Source organism: Paenibacillus sp. FSL R7-0313, assembly GCF_037969885.1.
Classification (GTDB): Bacteria; Bacillota; Bacilli; order Paenibacillales; family Paenibacillaceae; genus Paenibacillus.
Window position 1 is genome coordinate 6523620 of the sequence record NZ_CP150219.1, and the last position, 17703, is coordinate 6541322.

Annotated in this window: 19 protein-coding genes; 1 reads left to right on the forward strand and 18 read right to left on the reverse strand. The window is 47.1% G+C overall.

Features of this window, described 5'->3' with window-relative positions; translation table 11 throughout:
* Positions 1-2 precede the first annotated feature (2 nt).
* From NSQ38_RS28595 to cysT, 14 genes are all read right to left on the reverse strand, one after another.
* On the reverse strand, positions 3-377 hold the full coding sequence (locus NSQ38_RS28595) for a GntR family transcriptional regulator (RefSeq protein ID WP_036610760.1): 375 nt from the start codon (positions 375-377) through the stop codon (positions 3-5).
* A gap of 229 nt (positions 378-606) precedes the next feature.
* Entirely contained in the window at positions 607-1188 is a 582-nt protein-coding gene (gene clpP, locus NSQ38_RS28600) for an ATP-dependent Clp endopeptidase proteolytic subunit ClpP (RefSeq protein WP_339785458.1), read from the reverse strand.
* Positions 1189-1206: 18 nt separating this feature from the next.
* On the reverse strand, positions 1207-2079 hold the full coding sequence (locus tag NSQ38_RS28605) for an RNA polymerase sigma factor (RefSeq protein ID WP_339785460.1): 873 nt from the start codon (positions 2077-2079) through the stop codon (positions 1207-1209).
* A gap of 118 nt (positions 2080-2197) precedes the next feature.
* Entirely contained in the window at positions 2198-3004 is an 807-nt protein-coding gene (locus tag NSQ38_RS28610; RefSeq protein WP_339785463.1) for an MBL fold metallo-hydrolase, read from the reverse strand.
* A gap of 284 nt (positions 3005-3288) precedes the next feature.
* Positions 3289-3735 (reverse strand): hypothetical protein, encoded by a 447-nt coding sequence (locus tag NSQ38_RS28615; protein ID WP_339785465.1) that lies wholly within the window; start codon positions 3733-3735, stop codon positions 3289-3291.
* A 55-nt stretch (positions 3736-3790) separates the two neighbouring features.
* A complete protein-coding gene (locus NSQ38_RS28620) occupies positions 3791-4726 on the reverse strand; it encodes an ATP-binding cassette domain-containing protein (protein WP_339785469.1) in 936 nt (311 codons plus the stop codon).
* Entirely contained in the window at positions 4723-5748 is a 1026-nt protein-coding gene (locus tag NSQ38_RS28625) for an ABC transporter ATP-binding protein (protein WP_339785472.1), read from the reverse strand. Before NSQ38_RS28625 ends, NSQ38_RS28620 begins: the two co-directional genes overlap by 4 nt.
* A 46-nt stretch (positions 5749-5794) precedes the next feature.
* Positions 5795-6640: an ABC transporter permease gene (locus NSQ38_RS28630; RefSeq protein ID WP_339785474.1), complete on the reverse strand. Its 846-nt coding sequence runs from the start codon at positions 6638-6640 to the stop codon at positions 5795-5797.
* 6 nt (positions 6641-6646) lie between these two features.
* The gene (locus NSQ38_RS28635) at positions 6647-7597 is read right to left on the reverse strand and encodes an ABC transporter permease (protein ID WP_339785477.1); all 951 of its coding nucleotides are present in this window, start codon (positions 7595-7597) and stop codon (positions 6647-6649) included.
* A 54-nt stretch (positions 7598-7651) separates the two neighbouring features.
* Positions 7652-9259, reverse strand: coding sequence for an ABC transporter substrate-binding protein (locus NSQ38_RS28640; protein ID WP_339785479.1), 1608 nt, complete (start codon positions 9257-9259; stop codon positions 7652-7654).
* A gap of 219 nt (positions 9260-9478) precedes the next feature.
* On the reverse strand, positions 9479-10543 hold the full coding sequence (locus NSQ38_RS28645) for a sulfate ABC transporter substrate-binding protein (protein ID WP_339785482.1): 1065 nt from the start codon (positions 10541-10543) through the stop codon (positions 9479-9481).
* A gap of 25 nt (positions 10544-10568) precedes the next feature.
* On the reverse strand, positions 10569-11633 hold the full coding sequence (gene cysA / locus NSQ38_RS28650; protein ID WP_036610770.1) for a sulfate ABC transporter ATP-binding protein: 1065 nt from the start codon (positions 11631-11633) through the stop codon (positions 10569-10571).
* Between the two features lies 1 nt (position 11634).
* Positions 11635-12432, reverse strand: a complete 798-nt coding sequence (locus tag NSQ38_RS28655; RefSeq protein WP_017689977.1) for a sulfate ABC transporter permease subunit — start codon at positions 12430-12432, stop codon at positions 11635-11637.
* Complete coding sequence (cysT, locus tag NSQ38_RS28660) at positions 12429-13244, reverse strand: sulfate ABC transporter permease subunit CysT (protein WP_076209445.1); 816 nt, start codon at positions 13242-13244, stop codon at positions 12429-12431. The genes NSQ38_RS28655 and cysT overlap by 4 nt, the downstream gene beginning before the upstream one ends.
* Positions 13245-13590: 346 nt before the next feature.
* On the opposite strand from cysT, the gene NSQ38_RS28665 reads away from it, so the two are divergent.
* A complete protein-coding gene (locus tag NSQ38_RS28665) occupies positions 13591-13992 on the forward strand; it encodes a secondary thiamine-phosphate synthase enzyme YjbQ (RefSeq protein WP_091033577.1) in 402 nt (133 codons plus the stop codon).
* 189 nt (positions 13993-14181) lie between these two features.
* Here the strand turns inward: NSQ38_RS28665 and NSQ38_RS28670 are convergent, their stop codons facing one another.
* The 4 genes from NSQ38_RS28670 to NSQ38_RS28685 form a co-directional block, all read right to left on the reverse strand.
* On the reverse strand, positions 14182-14784 hold the full coding sequence (locus NSQ38_RS28670; RefSeq protein WP_017689980.1) for a TetR/AcrR family transcriptional regulator: 603 nt from the start codon (positions 14782-14784) through the stop codon (positions 14182-14184).
* Between the two features lie 5 nt (positions 14785-14789).
* Positions 14790-15422, reverse strand: coding sequence for a YigZ family protein (locus NSQ38_RS28675; RefSeq protein ID WP_036669098.1), 633 nt, complete (start codon positions 15420-15422; stop codon positions 14790-14792).
* Between the two features lie 178 nt (positions 15423-15600).
* Positions 15601-16956, reverse strand: coding sequence for a glucose-6-phosphate isomerase (locus tag NSQ38_RS28680; RefSeq protein WP_017689982.1), 1356 nt, complete (start codon positions 16954-16956; stop codon positions 15601-15603).
* 236 nt (positions 16957-17192) lie between these two features.
* Positions 17193-17510 (reverse strand): pyrimidine/purine nucleoside phosphorylase, encoded by a 318-nt coding sequence (locus NSQ38_RS28685; protein WP_017689983.1) that lies wholly within the window; start codon positions 17508-17510, stop codon positions 17193-17195.
* Positions 17511-17703 lie beyond the last annotated feature (193 nt).

Here is a 17703-nt window from a genome sequence, read left to right on the forward strand (position 1 = left end):
GCTTATTCCTCCTCAACCAACAATGTAAGATGATGGATTACATCCTGTGAACTCATGCCCAGTTCTCTGCTCTCACGAATCACTTCGAGCATCTTCTCTTCCAATTGTTTCATCCGCCGCTCTCGAATAAAGTCCTGATTGGCTCCAGATACAAAGCTCCCTTTGCCTACAACTGAATCGATCAGTTTCTCCTTCTCCAGCTCTTCATAGACACGTTTAGTTGTAATAACACTGACTTGCAGATCCTTGGCGAGCTGCCGAATGGAGGGAAGACTATCTCCAGCAACCAATTCTCCGCTCAAGATGCTCTGTCTGATCTGAGTTAGAATCTGCATGTAGATCGGATCGCTCGAAGCGTTCGATATTAAAATGTTAATCTTTCCTCACCCCATTGATGTTAAATAGTTTTCGGTAGGTATAGTGTGTATATATAATATATACACTATACCTACTGATGGTCAATCTTAATTTCAGATTGTTTTCATTCTGATTCATTCCCTAAACGTGGATTTGGTTAATCTGGACGACAAAAAAGAGGACGTCAGTTTCCTGTTCGTCCTCTTGGTTAATCAAGCCTGAAAGGTCACATGACCTTCCGGGCTACTGTTATGAGCTGGATATGACCTTATCCACCAATCCATATTCGACTGCTTCAGCAGCGGTCAGGAAATAATCTCGATCCGAGTCCTTCTCAATCCGCTCAATTGACTGTCCTGTATGGTCGGTTAACAGCTTGTTAAGACGTTGACGGTGCTGAATGATGCGGTTAGCATGAATCAACATATCCGACGCCTGCCCTCGTGTACCGCCATGTGGCTGATGGATCATGATCTCACTGTTGGGCAGCGCCATACGCTTGCCTTTTGTTCCACCTACCAGCAATATCGTACCAAAGCTTGCCGCCATCCCTGTACAGATCGTGGAGATATCCGGCTTCACAAATTGCATCGTGTCATAGATCGAGAATCCCGCAGTCACCGACCCACCAGGACTGTTGATGTACATCTGGATGTCCTTCTCTGGGTCCTCTGCAGTCAAAAACAATAACTGGGCCACGATGGCATTTGCCATCTGATCCTCGATCTCTCCGGACACCATAATGATCCGGTCTTTGAGCAAACGGGAATAAATATCATAACTCCGCTCTCCGCGAGCAGTTTGTTCCACTACATACGGCACTACATTCATATATGTCGCCTCCTCGGTTTAGGCAACCATGTTGACCGTGTACCCGCCTCCATACGACATCGAGTTCATACTAGAAGTGGAGTACCCGTACATCATTGGCTGCATGGATGGAGACGGCAAAGCCTGCTGCAAAATCGTTCCCGCCACAGCCATCGGATCATCCGAACGATTCAGGCACAGATCAATGATTTGAGCTGTATCTCCATTACGAAATGCCAGCAGATAACTGCGCAGTTCCTCCCGATTGTCCACCACTGTGCCCTCCTCATACTGCAATTCACCGTCTGATTGTTCCAACCTGTGCCTCACCTCGGCTATGGCAGAGCGGGCACGACTTAATGCCGCTTTCACAGCACCTTCTGTTGTATCCAACATTTCCGCAGTCTCTGCCGCCTTATAACCCATTAATTCACGTAATACATATATCACTCGCTGCCACGGTGGTAGCGCATTTACAAGAAGTTGTATGGCAGACTCCATCTCCTCGAATCGCCTTTCCTCCTCCATCTCGTGCAGGAGCGGCTTCAAGCTATCCATTTTACAGGCTAATCTCTCCCGCTGGCGTAAGATATCAATCCAGCTGTTGCGTGCAATACGAATCAGATAAGCTTCCCAGTTTATATCTTTATTCATCTCGGAAGTTCCAACCACTCTCGACGACAACACTTTGAGACAGGTCTCCTGAACCAGATCCTCTGTGTCTGGAACTGATTTCGTCAGAGATAGACAATACGCATACAACGACCCCATCAGATCGGGTAATACGGTATGGATGCTTTGGTTCAATTGATTTTTTCTGTCGTTGCCATTGAATTCAATATCGAATTTATCTTGTTTACCATCATCATGTGGTCTGTTGATTCTGCAATCCACGGACTTCACAAAGGCCATCTTGGGGGCCCCCCTTTGCTGGTTCCTGATTGATTTTGACTTACACTATGTAAACGAAGAACCCCTTGTAAAGGATACGCTCTTCTGAATTTATTTTTGTTACGCTAGTTAAGTTGGGTTACGCATTCGTTTCCAGCTTTAATGTTCCAATCGGCACCTTCATCCCGGTAAGGGCAATCGTAATGCCTTGATCCAGATTATAATTCTGCCGTACATCTACGTCATGAGACATATGTGTAAAATAAGTATGACCCGGCTTCAGTTCCCGCAGCAACTCTTGCGCCTCGCGCATATCGTACACGGAACGTGTTGAGAATTCCGCAAGTTCATGCACAAAGCTCGTTCCAAGCACCAGCAGATCCAGTCCGTGCAACGGCTCTTTTTCGGATGGCTTCAGGTCAATGGTATCTGAACAGTACGCCCAGCTATACCCACCTCGATCCAATCGATAGGCGTACGAATACCCGTTATGCCCATGGCATACTTTCCAGGAATGTACCTTCCAGCCACCGAGTTCAATATCATCATCCGTTTCCAGAAAGTCCATATGACGACCCAACCAGGGAAACTGTCCCTGAATGGTGGCAATTACTTCACGCGGTGCATACAAACGCCCTTTTACACCCAACCAGCGGCACGCATCTGCCCATTCCGGCAGTCCTCCAATATGGTCAAAATGGGCATGCGTAATGAGCAGCGTATGCACCATACGTAATCCCTGATCCTCCATCTGTGATCTCCAGTCTGGTCCGCAGTCAATCATGAACTGTTCACTCGTACCCTCCCCACCACCGTCAATTAGAACAGAAGAACGTTTCCGTTTATTCTCTCCCGTAAGCCTTGCCTCTGTACATACGTCGCAATCACAATACACACGTGGAACGCCCATCGCATCGCCAGTGCCCAGAAATGTTAGCTGATTCAATCCGCATTCCCCCTGAATTAATGATATGTAAATTGTAATCGTCCACCCCTGTTTTTGCAAAAAAAAAGACCATCCCGCTGCAGTTATCCACTGCAATTCGGGACAGTCCCTGGTCTGACTATTCACCGTCAGACTTTAATTCCATGCTTCGCTCCATTCGGGAGCGTACACTTCATCAGCATGTGATGCAACCTTATAAGCGGGTCACCCATATGAAGAGCAGGCCTTACCTTTTTCACAGGCCATGACCGACTGATTCGAGTCACATTAACCCAACGCTAGAATTAAACCAGTGCCCGTAGCTTCAATGTCAGTTCCCGGCCTGCGGGTACATCCTTCGATTCTGTAATGACCCAGTTCGATGCAAGCCGCTTCGCCAGCACCTCTGCCTGTTCCGGTTTTAACTGTAATCCGGTTACTATACCTTCACCCACCGTGAAGTCTTTCTCCGGCTGTACCTTAAAGGCCTTTTCCAACCAGATTCCGAGTCCACCACGTGTGTTAAAAGTAATCCGGTAGCCGTCTTTCACTGCTGCCTCCAGATTTTCACCATGCTCGTCCGCATACGAGAAAAATTCGTTATATCGGTATTCCTCTTCAGACACGGCGTCAAAAGCGGAAACATCTTTGGCTTGAATAGCTTTCAAAATTTCTTCCTCAGGCATCCCCTTACCGCGGGCCTGCTCCAGTCGAATCGCTGTACTTTGGGATAATTTGATCTCTGAACTCATCCAATTCACACCTTCCTGACACGATATATCATTATTCCATTGATATTCTAATCTATTATATCCTGTCCCGATAGCCAGAGACAAAGTGTCCCGGCGACACTTCCATCCATTCAGGCTCTTCGTCTCGTCCCCGTGCGGAGGAATCCGTATCGCTACTATAGATCGGAGGCATCTCGTTACGCACACTTGGATCAGGTACAGGAATTGCTGCTAGTAATGCCTGCGTGTACGGATGTACCGGATTACGGTACAGTTCTTCGGTCGGTGCGACTTCAACCAGTTTCCCGCGATACATTACACCGATTCGGTTCGAAATGTGACGTACCATCGAGAGATCATGTGCGATGAACAAATAGGTCAATCCCATCTCTGCCTGTAAATCCTCCAGCATATTAACCACCTGTGCCTGAACAGATACATCCAGCGCGGACAACGGCTCATCACACAAAATAAACTCTGGATTCACCGACAATGCCCGGGCAATACTGATCCGCTGGCGCTGACCTCCACTAAACTCGTGCGGGTATCGTTCTGCGTGTTCAGGTTTCAAGCCAACCCGATTCATCAGATCAAGTGCCCGGCCCTTCATCTCTGCTCTGGAAGCATAATTATGGATCTCCATCGGTTCGCTAATAATCTGCAAGACGTTCATTCCCGGATTCAGTGAAGAATATGGGTCCTGAAAAATCGTCTGCATCCGTTTGCGAAATGGCTTCAACTGGCGTTCATTCATCTTGGCAACATCTTGCCCACCAAACATAATGCTTCCATCTGTCACATCATAAAGTCTAACGATGCTGCGCCCAGTGGTTGATTTGCCACAACCAGACTCACCCACAAGTCCAAACGTCTCTCCCTTGTGAATATGGAAACTGACATTATCCACAGCTTTTAGTACCTCTTTGCCTTTTCCAGTTCCGCGCACCGGAAAATACTTTTTCAATCCACGCACATCGAGTAATACTTCACGCTGATCTATTCCAGTACTCATTTCTCCACCCCCTCTGCTGATAATCTCGCTTGTACTTGATGCTGTTCGCTAGCCGGGTCATCCAGCAACCAGCATAGCACTCTGTGACCTGGTGCAGTCTCGGTATATACAGGCATTTGCTTGCATACCTCCATGGCGTGTGGGCAACGTTCCATAAACGGACATCCAGTTGGTGGATGAAGCAGATTGGGCGGTGTACCTTCAATGGTTGCCAGCCGCTGGCGTCCACCTTCCTCGCCGTGCTTCGGAATGGAACGGAGCAGTCCTTGGGTATAGGGATGCTGTGGATGAGCGAAAATGCGTTCCACCGGCCCCTCTTCCATAATCAATCCACCATACATCACGATGACCCGTGTGCAGACCTGAGCAACAACACCCAGATCATGCGTGATCATCAAAATGGATGTCTGTGTAGACTCCTTCAGCTCCTGCATCAACTGCAAAATCTGTGCCTGGATGGTCACATCCAACGCTGTTGTTGGCTCATCGGCGATCAGAAGCTCTGGCTTGCAAGACAGAGCTATGGCGATCATCACCCGTTGTCTCATTCCACCACTGAACTCATGTGGATATTGATCAATCCGTTTTTCAGGAGAAGGTATGCCCACTGAACGCAACAATTCAATCGCTTCCTTACGTGCGGCTACCTTGTCCATTTTTCGGTGACGGCGAATTACTTCTGTCATTTGTTTGCCTACACGTACTACCGGATTGAGAGATGTCATCGGGTCTTGAAAAATCATAGAGATATGGTTCCCCCTGATTTGGCGCAGCTCTTTTTCTGACTTGGTCAGCAGATCTTCTCCGCGAAACAAAATCTGCCCATCCGTAATCTGTCCCGGTGGCTGAATCAATCGAATAAGCGATCGGGCCGTTACACTTTTGCCACTGCCAGATTCCCCGACCAGTCCAACCACCTCACCTTCATTCAAAGTAAAGCTCACACCTCGGACAGACTGTACCTCTCCTTCCCGAGTTGCAAAGGACGTTTTTAGTTGTCTGACTGATAATAAATCTGTCATTGTTGTATTCACCCCGCTGTGTACAAGTTATATGGGCAGTCATATTTTAACGCTTGTTTGCTTTTGGCTCAAAGGCTACACGGAACACATCACCGAGGAAGTTGAAAGATAACACGGTGAGCAGAATAAACAGCCCTGGGAAGATCGCCATATACGGCGCTTCGCTGATAAAGCCCTGCGCATCATTCAACATGCTGCCCCAGGAAGAGTTCGGCTGTTTCACGCCTAGACCGAGAAAGCTCAGTGATGATTCCATTAGAATGGCACCTGCGATATTGATTGTTGCTGCTACTATAATCGTTGGCATAATGTTGGGGATGATGTGTTTCATAATGATGCGGCCCGGCTTCTGTCCGGATACCTTCGCATACAGAACATATTCTCTCTGCTTAACCGACATCGCTTCTGCCCTGACAATACGGGCAATGTTCATCCAGCTCAACACCCCGATAATGATAATTATCGTACCGATTCCAGGCTTGAGGTACGCGTTCAGGATCAGCATCAGGAAGAAGGATGGAATGGACATCAGCACATCCACGATTCGCATCAACGTATTATCCACCCATCCGCCAAAGAAGCCACTTACTGTACCAACAAGTGTACCCACTATGACTGCAATCGCCATAGAGAGAAAACCTACAGCAAGAGAGACCCGACCTCCGTATAACGCACGGGCCAAATAATCTCTTCCGTAATCATCTGTACCGAACCAGTGATCGGCACTTGGCTGCTGCAATCGCTCCATGACGACAATTTCATTGGGATCATGGGGAGACAGAAAGGCAAACAGGGATGCGAGCACAAATATGCCCAATATGATGACAGCCGCAAGGCCCAGCTTCTGGTGCCTGAACTGCGTCCGTAAATTACGCCAGCGCATTGAATTCATGTTGTCTCACCCCGTTGTCTTAATTCGTGGATCTACCACGCCATATAAAATATCTGCTACCAGGTTTCCGACTACCAGCAGTACAGACGATATCATCGTAATACCCATAATAATCGGATAATCCAACCCGTGTACCGCTGAAATTCCAAGTGAACCCATACCTGGCCACGAGAACACGGATTCCGTAATAAATGCTCCGGCAATCAGTTCTGGCAAAGACATACCGAGAATCGTGATGACGGGCAGGAGTACATTTTTAAGAACATGTCGAAGTAAAATCGTGCCTCTGGTAGCACCGTAAGCATACTGGATCTGAACGTAGTCCTCCTCCAGCTGACTAATGGTATTCGAACGAATATATCGCATGTATACCGACACATTCATGAAGGTCAGGACCGTGCATGGTAGAATACCATGTTTGATGATATCCCACGCCGAATCCACACCGATGGTCCGCATGCCCATGCTGGGCAACCAATGTAGTTCTACCGCAAAGAAATAGATCAGCATCATACCAAACCAGAAGCTCGGAATGGAAATCCCGATATAGGAGATCAGACTGAGACCCCGATCAAACAAACTGTTCTGGCGTGAGCCCGCAATCATGCTCAACGGAATGGAAATAAGCAAAGATAATAACAGTGACGCCCCCATTAAACCAAACGTAGCAGGAAGACGTTCAATGATCATCTGGGCAACCGGACGATGGTTTACGAGCGAATACCCAAGATCACCGGTCAAGACATTTTTGAGCCAAACTACATATTGCACGTACATCGGCTGGTCGAGTCCGAGATTCTGCCGAATGCGTTCTACATCCTCTGCCCCCATATTCGGGGTTACAAAAGAAAGTACCGGATCGCCCGGCGCCAGCTTGATCAAGGTGAACGACACGATAGAGATTACAAATAGAAGAGGGATCGCTTGTGCGATCCTCCTGATAATATAGTTGTTCACATGGACACCTCCGAATCAACGCCGGCCTCGCGGCCGGCGTTATTGGCTTGTTACTTATTTTTTAAAGAGTTTGGACAAATCTTCTAGCATCACGACAGGTTTCGGATTTGCATCCTCAACACCGCCGTATGTGTTGTCTACAGCAACTACAGCTTTCGTGTAAGCAATTGGATACACCGTCATTTCATTTGCTACGGTTTGTTGGATTTGTTTGTACAATTCTCCGCGTTTGGTTTCATCAATTTGAACGGCTGCTTCATTCCACAGCTTGTCAAAATCAGCATTTTTGTAATGAGAGTAGTTATACGCTGCATCGCTCAGGAAGAGGGATTTGTAGGCATCCGGCTCGTAACCCATGATGTATCCACCAAAAGACAGTTCAAAGTCTGTATTGTTCATATCCAACGTACGATTACCATACGCTGTTCCGTCCATTGGTAGCAATTCCACTTCAATCCCAACGTCTTTCAGTTTTTGCTGAATGTACAGGGCTTGGCTTGTTTGTGGTTTGTTTGTGTTCGTATAAGCAAGACGCAATTTCAGGTTGCTTACGCCTGCATCAGCCAGCAGTTGCTTGGCTTTCTCCAGGTTGTAATCGTATTTTTCGACATCATCGGTTTGGTACAATGTGTCCGGTGTCAGGATCGACGGAGCCGGTTCAGCAAAGTCAGCTGAAGAATACGAAGCGGTAATCAGTTCATTTTTATCCAGAGCATACGCAATCGCTTGACGAACTTCTTTATTTTGCATCGCAGGAACGTTTAGGTTGAACACCATATACTGCAAGCGGCCTTCCGGATAAGTCAGCATGTTAAATTTGCCTGTATCGTTCAATTTGTTGTAGTCCTGTGTGTCGACCATACGCATTTGAATCTCACCATTTTGCAGAGCCAGGTTCGCTGCATTTGGATCTTTCGCTACACGGTACGTTACGCTATCCAGATGTGCTTTACCTGCAAAATAATCGTCAAAACGTTCCAGTGTTACATATTCGCCTGGACGATATTCTTTAAACTTGAACGGACCGGAACCGATCGGATTGTTATTTTTGTCGCTTTTTTCAATGTCGGCTTCCCCTTCAAAGATATGTTTCGGGATCGGAGAGAAGGATACAAGCGCGCCTTCAAAGGCAGCAGACACTTCCGGCAATTCAAACGTCACTGTCAGGTCATCCACCTTTGTTACTTTAACCGGTTTGCCATCAAAAATGTATTGACTACGGGAAGAGCTGTGTTGATTCTCATCCAGAATACTGTCCATTGTGAACACGATATCGTCCGCCGTCAGGGGCTGTCCATCATGCCATTTCAGGCCATCCTTCAGCTTCAATGTATAGGTCAGGTGATCATCAGAGAAGCTGTCGCTCTCTGCAAGCACATATGTTTTTTTGCCATCGTTTACATTGAACAGTGGAGCATACAAAGATTGATCAATCGTCAACGTTACACGGTCACCCGCGTAGATTGGATTCATTACTTTAGGATCATCTTGAACCGCAATAATGATGCTACCGCCATCTTTCGGTTGCCCATCATCAGTAGAAGCTGTATTTGAACCCGTATTAGACGAAGAACTGGTTTTATCTCCGCTGCTGCCACATGCACTCATGACCGCAACAACCAGAACCAGCATCAATGACAGCCATATTTTTTTAGATTTCATTATGATATTTCCCCTCGCTGTAAATTAACGTTCTGTTAGCTAGTATAGCAAGGATTCGACAAAAAGCAACGCTTTTTTCCAACTTAACCTATCGGTTTTAAAAGAAATCGCATTATTGTCCATCTATTCAAAAAACCTCCAATTCACATTGTTCCGTGAATTGAAGGTTTTTATAATGATTGTATGATTCAGGAAAAAACCTGGTACTACTAGGTTCAGTTAGATTCCCGCAAGCACCTGATACCACACACCGCGTTTGGAGTACAACGTACTGCGTACCTCGTCCCATCCACCCAGATAGTTGATATCAAACAGTCCTTCAGGCGTTGGGAATGTCGACTCGGTCTGTGCAAATACATCCGGATCTACTGAACGAAAACCATGCTTGGCAAAAATGCGCTGTGCTTCTGGTGTACGCAGATATGCGACAAAAGCTTCCGCCAATTCACGATTCCCATGTTTATCGGCATATTTATTCACCACAACTGCCGGGTTCTCAATCAGGATCGTATTTTTCGGAATGACGATGTCATAATCTACACCTTTGGCAATCCGGGCAAGCAATTCATTTTCATACGTGACGATTACATCACCCACACCATATTCGAATGCCGCCATCGAAGAACGCCCACTCTTGTCCAATGATTCAACGTTACGATGTACCTGTTCGAGAAAAGCCTTGGCTGCGGCAGGATCTTTCTTCCCCTCTTGCTCTTCCGACAGTTTCAATCCAGCACCGTAGATGGCATTAATGTCCCATTGTGCGCCCCCGGATGTCTTTGGATTAGGGTAGAGCACCTTCACTCCCGGCTTGGTTAAATCCTGAAAATCATGAATTCCGAGCGGGTTGCCTGCTCTTGTACCCAGAACAACAATCGAACGGGTGATCATGCCCTCATTAGGGGTCTGTTTCCAATCGGAGCTAACCAGATCGGCTTTGACCAGCTTCTCGATATCACTCTCCATCGCGAGCAAGGCCACATCAGCCTCGAATCCACCAACGATGGCTCTGGCCTGTGTACCCGAAGCTTCATAGGATTCCTGGAAGTTAATTGTCTGTCCAGTCTTCGCCTTCCACTCCTCCTGGAACTTGGGCAGCAATTCGCCTACAGCATCTTTCGCTACACTATAAGCACCAATCACCAGCGTATTGGATGAATCGTTACCAGCGGACTCGTTCTGTTCGCTTGACTCCTCCTGCTTGCTGCATCCAGCGGTCATGCAGACGAGCAGAAGCATGAGGGCAACATATAAGAGTATGGCTTTTTTCTTCCTCGTCTGCATGGGCAGCCCCCTTCTTCCACTTGATCTAAATCATCACCGGCATCGGATCTTCCTTCAGTCGGTTCTCAACCACCCAACTGTTTGAGTCATTGAACAGGTATGCACGGTGTACAAGGACGCGAATCTGTTGACCAATCTCCAATGTCGTTTTCTCCAGGGAACGATAGGTAATTAATTTGTGCCCCTGTACGTCCACCTCTACCATCCATTCACTGCCGCGGAAATGAAGATGTTTGACTGTACCTTTTTCCGTTGCAGACAACATGGTGAACTCGTTTTTCAAGCCGATCTCAATATACTCCGGTCGAATAAGCGCTTTGGTATGTTCACCCTCAACGGCATGTTCGAATCCTTTCAGCTGGGAAGCATCCTCCACAACTGTAGACTCCCCGATAAATGTAGCGACAAACGGTGTCTGCGGGTTTTTGTAGATATCCCAAGGTGTGCCCTTCTGTTCCAGACGACCCTGGCTGATAATCATAATTTCGTCCGCGACTTCAATTGCTTCATCCTGGTCATGCGTTACAAAGATCGAAGTGATTCCCACTCGCTCGATTAGCTCCCGTAACCATGAACGCAGTTCCTGACGGATCTTCGCATCAATAGCCGCGAACGGTTCATCCAGCAATAACAGCTGTGGCTCCGGGGCGAGTGCTCTGGCAAAAGCCACACGCTGACGCTGCCCACCAGACAGCTGATGCGGATAGCGCTGTTCGAAACCTTTTAACCCAGTCAATTCAACCAGTTCCATAACCCGATCACGGATCTGGGCTTTTGGCGTCTTCTTGACCTTGAGTCCAAAGGCGATATTCTCAAATACCGTCATATGTTTGAACAAGGCATAGTTCTGGAATACAAATCCGATGCCCCGCTCCTGTGGAGGAAGATGGTTCACGACTTTTCCATGAAATCGAATCTCTCCGGAACCCGGATTCTCCAGACCCGCCAGCATCCGCAGAATGGACGTTTTTCCGCCTCCGCTGGGCCCAAGCAGACCGATCAGATGGCCTTTGGCAATATCGAATGAGACATCTTTTACCGCATGAAAATCACCGAAATGTTTGTTCAAATCACGGACTTCTACATGCATATCAATGCACTTCCTTTCGCTTCTTGGCCCATTCCATCATAAGCAGCAGCCCGACGGAGAAGGTGACCAGCACCAATGCCACACCATTTGCGGCAGCTACATTAAAATTCTCAACATCCTGATACACCAGGGTTGTTGCAGTCTGCGTTTTGTTCATAATATTACCGGATACAACCAGCACTGCACCGAATTCCCCAAGCGAGCGCGCAACCGTCAAGACTAGACCATACACTACCGCCCAGCGGATCGAAGGCCATGTCACACTCCAGAACGTTCTCCAGCCGTAAGCGCCAAGTGTAGATGCGGCCTCCTCTTGCTGAGAACCGAGTTCCTGCAGGACAGGCATAACCTCTCTGACCATCAGTGGAAAGGTAACAAATAACGTTGCGATCACCATACCTGGGAAGGCATAGACCACATTGAATCCAATCCCTTCAAAAAAAGCACCCATAATGCTGTTAGGTCCCAACATCAACACAATCATCAAACCGCCAATGACAGGAGATACGGCATAAGGCAGGTCTACAATGCTGTTCAGCAGCCCTTTTATCCGTTCACTCAGCCATCCGGCACGAACCAGATACAGAGCCATCATGATGCCAAACAATGTATTTAACAGGGTGACCACCAGAACAACCAGTCCGGTCATCATCAAGGCATGTAACGCCTCAGGGCGCATTAACCCTTTCAGGAATCCACCTGCCCCGTCTTCAAATGCGCCAATAAAAATGCGTCCAAGCGGGATGATCAGGAGTACAATAAATACCGCAAACGTCAGTCCGATTAACAGTCGTCTCATCGTCTTCTCCCCCGCATCTGCACCAGATTGATCAGCCAGAGGATCAGGAAGGAGAGCGTCAGGAGCAACACGGATACAGCGGCGGCTCCCGTTGGATTATCACTTTCAATCTCCCCGTAGATAAATACGGAAGCGGTCAGTGTTCTTCCTGGAATGTTACCAGCCACCAGCACAACAGCCCCGAATTCAGCCAGTCCTCTGGAGAAAGCGAGCATCCCCCCACTGATCATGCCAGGTGCCATGGAAGGCAGAATAACCTGCATGAACGTGCGAGCCTTGGATGCCCCCATCGTGTACGAGGCCTCTTCCTCGGAAGGATCAATTTCTTCCAACAAAGGCTGCACTGCACGGATAACAAACGGAAACGTGACAAAGGTCATCGCGATAACAATGGCAGGCTGGTGAAATACAATCTCAAATCCCATGGATTCTGCGAGTTTCCCGATGACACTGACCGGACCCAAAAGCAGCATAATCATCAAGCCGCCCACCGCTGTTGGCAGTGCAAACGGGAGATCAACCAGACTGTTTAGAAACGATCGGCCCACAAAGCGATACCTTGTCAAAACCCAGGCGATCATCGTGCCCAAAACCACATTAATCAGCGTGGCAATGACGGCCAGCCGAATGGTCAGCAGTACGGCCTTCCACGCGATGGGGTCCATAATGCTCTGAACAAAGTTGCTCCATCCTTCAGAGAAGGAATTGACGTACACACCGATGATTGGAAGTACAATAAGTACGATAAAATATAACAACACGGTACTGCGAAATCCCCAAGTCCATCCCTTATGACGAAGAACGGTATTCATTGCTGCGTTCCCTCCCAGCCTCCGGCTTTAACTCCGGTCGGCAGTCTTCCTGGCTTCAATACGACATTTTTCCTAAGTTGGATGATATTGCTTTAATATTATTCCCATTAGTCTACTTGGTTTTGCTTTTCTGATACTTTACCAGTTTGCAGTGCTAATCGTCAATGCTTTTATTGAATAAAATTGGGGCACATCCGAGATCAATTAATAAAATCCCTTCAGGTTATTTCTGTCCTCTCCGTTATCATGCGATTTGCTCTTTCACCTTGCATATGTGGTTTGTTTGGTATGTAGTGGTTAAGGTACAATCGAGGGTAAGAAATGAGATCCTAAGGAGTGATTTAACATGTTATATACGAAGAATATATCCACTTCCACACGAGATGAAATGAAGGATATCACATGGGACGTGAAGCAGGTTGTCCAGCGTAGCGGGGTGCAGAATGGGACGGTGCTCATCTACTGTCCACATACGACGGCCGGTATAGCCATCAATGAAAATGCAGACCCGGATGTGAAACACGATGTCTTGTTGCGCCTGGACGAAGTGTACCCTTGGGAGCATCCCGAGTATCGACATGCCGAAGGCAATACAGCCTCTCACCTCAAATCCATTACAACAGGGCCATCACAGACTGTGATTATTCACGAAGGCAGGCTGCTGCTTGGCCGCTGGCAAGGCATTTACTTTTGCGAATTCGATGGACCACGTGAGCGGGAATATTTTCTCAAAATTATGGAAGGCTAGTTGGGTCCATTAGACCTGCCACCTACTCATTCATTTTTGCAAACACAAACAGGCGGTCCACCCTCATTTCGGGTCGGAGCCGCCTGACTTGGTCTGCTGCGCATATTAACTTTCGCGAGATAACGTTATAAAGAATTAAAGTTATGACAAATCACCGCCCTGAAGTGTAGGGGTGCAACAATAGCGCCATTATTGGACGCCAGGCTGCTGACCCAGATTGCGGCACAGCACTTTGACATGAGACAGCGCAGACGATTCAATCTCCACAAACGTTAAACGGTCCTGAATGTAATAAGAAATGAATCCGTGCATAGCCAAAAATAGCGTACGCGGTACTCTTTGAATATCCTCTTCCGTACAGTTCTCTTCATTCATATACTGCCTTATAATCGATGCAAACAATTCGAAGCAACGTCCCTGTTCGGTACGACAATAAGACAACAGTTCTTCGTCCCTGATCATAAACATGATTTCGTATTGGTATGGATTCTCCAGACCAAAGCGAATAAACTCCATCATAATGTGCTCTACCTTGCTCACATCATCACGAACCGGCCTGACCATAGCTTGCAGCAGCAAATGCCCCAGATGATTAAAATCTTCAACCACGATGGCATAGAACAGCTCTGCCTTTTCCTTAAAGTGATAATACAGCGACCCATGACTATAGCCCAGATGCTGGCCGATGCTTCGCATCGAAATGGCGCGGTATCCTTTGGTAATAAAAAGGTGCCTCGCCGCCTCCAGTATCCGCTCCCTCGACAACTCCTGTTCGACTGCTCTTCTAGCCATATATTTTATTCCCCTTCAATAAAATAAAGCCGCTGTCCCTCCGTGATCCGGGATTGCCCTTGCGTCAAATCCGTGATCCAGGCTATAAATGCCTCGGTTTCACTATCCGGCGGAAGACAAGTCAACGTAACCTTATCGGTGAATCCAGTTTCACCTGTACGGACTTCCCGGCTTCTTAACTCATTTTCCACTTTACCCAGCCACGTATAATCCAGTTCAACAAACACTTCACGATGCAGCACGTTGGTAATGGCTTCTCCGGCTTCAATGGCTGCTACAGCACCATCCGTATAAGCACGAATTAACCCACCGGCTCCAAGCATAATTCCCCCAAAGTATCGCGTAACTACAATTGCCACATTTTTTAATTTCTGATTTTTGATCACTTCAAGAATGGGTTTCCCTGCTGTTCCGCTGGGTTCCCCGTCATCGGATTGCTTCTGGATCTCATCCCGCTCCCCAATCATGTACGCAGAGCAGTTGTGAGTCGCATTCCAATGTTTTTTCTTGATCTCATCAATAAAAGCAACAGCTTCTTCCTCTGTCGTGACCGGCATAATATGACCGATAAATCGCGACTTCTTGATTACAATTTCCAGATTGCCCGGTCCTCGAACCGTGCGATAACGTTCAATCATCCTAAATCCAACTTTCTGATCTTTTCCTGAGTCCATTTTACAAGAAAGCAGTTCACCGCGCGAACGCGGACGAACTGCCCTGGTTATCTACATCCGGGGAAACCCTGCATCTTACTTGAACAGTGATTCCCGGTTAGATTTACATTACCTTATTCAACTATATGAGCAGACCGATGAATTATTCGGAAAGTCTCGCTTCGAGCGCTGCTTTCTCTTCTTCAAAGCCTGGTTTGCCCAGCAATGCGAACATATTTTTCTTGTAAGCTTCCACGCCTGGTTGGTCAAATGGATTGACGCCCAGCAAGTAGCCACTGATACCGCATGCTTTTTCAAAGAAGTATACCAGATATCCGAAAGAATATGGAGTCATATCTGGAATGTTCACAATCAGGTTTGGTACTTGACCATCTGTATGTGCAAGCAGTGTTCCTTGGAACGCTTTTTTGTTAACAAAGTCCATAGTTTTGCCTTCAAGGAAGTTCAAACCATCCAGATCGTCCGGATCAGATTTGATTGAGATATGCTCAGCAACTTCAGTAACCTGGATAACAGTTTCGAAGATATTCCGGCTACCTTCCTGGATGAATTGACCCATGGAGTGCAAATCTGTAGAGAAATCAACAGATGCTGGATAGATTCCTTTGTAGTCTTTACCTTCACTCTCTCCAAACAGTTGTTTCCACCACTCGGACACGAAGTGCAGGGAAGGCTCATAGTTTACAAGAATCTCCGTGCCTTTGCCTTTGCGATACAAAGCGTTACGAACAGCAGCATATTGATAAGCCTCATTCTCTGCTACGTTCGGGTTGCTGTATTCTTTGGATGCATCAGCCGCACCTTGCATCATTTCTTCGATGCTGATACCCGCTGCTGCGATTGGCAGCAAACCTACAGCTGTCAGAACGGAGTAACGTCCACCAACATCATCAGGGATAATGAAAGATTCGTATCCTTCTGCATTTGCCAGTTCTTTCAGTGCACCGCGCGCTTTGTCTGTTGTAGCATAGATGCGTTTGCGTGCTTCTTCTTTACCGTATTTCTCTTCCAGTGCTGCACGGAAGATACGGAATGCAATTGCTGGCTCTGTTGTTGTACCGGATTTGGAAATTACATTTACGGAGAAATCTTTACCTTCAACCAGATCCAGCAAATGAGTTACATATGTGGAACTGATATTGTTTCCTGCAAAATAGATTTCAGGCGTTTTGCGTTTGTCTTTTGGCAGATTGTTATAGAAAGAATGTGTCAACATTTCAATCGCTGCACGTGCACCCAGGTATGATCCACCGATACCGATAACAATCAGTACTTCGGAATCGCTTTGGATTTTGGCAGCCGCTTTTTGAATGCGGGCAAATTCTTCTTTGTCATAAGCTGTTGGCAGGTCAATCCAGCCCAGATAATCGGAGCCTGTTCCTGTTCCGTTGTGAAGCTGCTCGTGAGCCAGACGAATCGGTTCTGCGAAATAATCCACTTCGTGCTGATTTACAAATTGCAATGCCGTGCTATAGTCAAATGTCACTTTTTTAGCCATGATCTCAAAAACCTCCTGATTTCGATTATAGTGCGTGTTCAAACTTTGTAATCAAAAGCGGACTTTTTGAACAACCTCTTATATTATGTCCGTATTCCATTCTAAACAACTTGCCTTAAGGATACTTCAAATCCACGGGGCTGACAAGCTTGCAGCTCGAACTTTGTCGTTAGAATTCAAGAAGTAAAAAGGGTAAACCGAATCCGCAGGTTGCGGTTCTGCTTACCCTTCTTATGTTATTCCGCCGGGTACGAGCAGACGTAGTCAGTAACGCTGCGTATCTCCAGTTTAAATTTGGATTCGGCAGGCACGTGGAACGTAGCTTGACCTTGAATCTCTTGCCACTCTTCTTCTCCGGGAAGCAATACTTTCAGATCTCCGGACAGAATCTCCATAATTTCACGAGAATCCGTACCGAACTCATAACTGCCTGGAAGCATGATGCCCAGAGTCACTTTGCTGCCATCCCCCAAAATAACCGTTCTGCTGGTTACCTGACCATCATAATAAATGTTGGCCTCTTTCACTACACTGACTTGATCGAATTGTGACATGCGTACCCGCTCCCCTGAAGTTAATGAAAACAAAAGGCAAAACAGATCAGGGCGATAACGACTCACCGCCCATGTTCTGCGGAAATAACTTGCTGCCATGGATCAGGACAGCATAATGCCCTCCCAACCATAGCAGCGTTTATGAAGCTTTAAGTGCGTGTTCAAAAAGTCAGGTTTTCAGTACCGAGAAGAT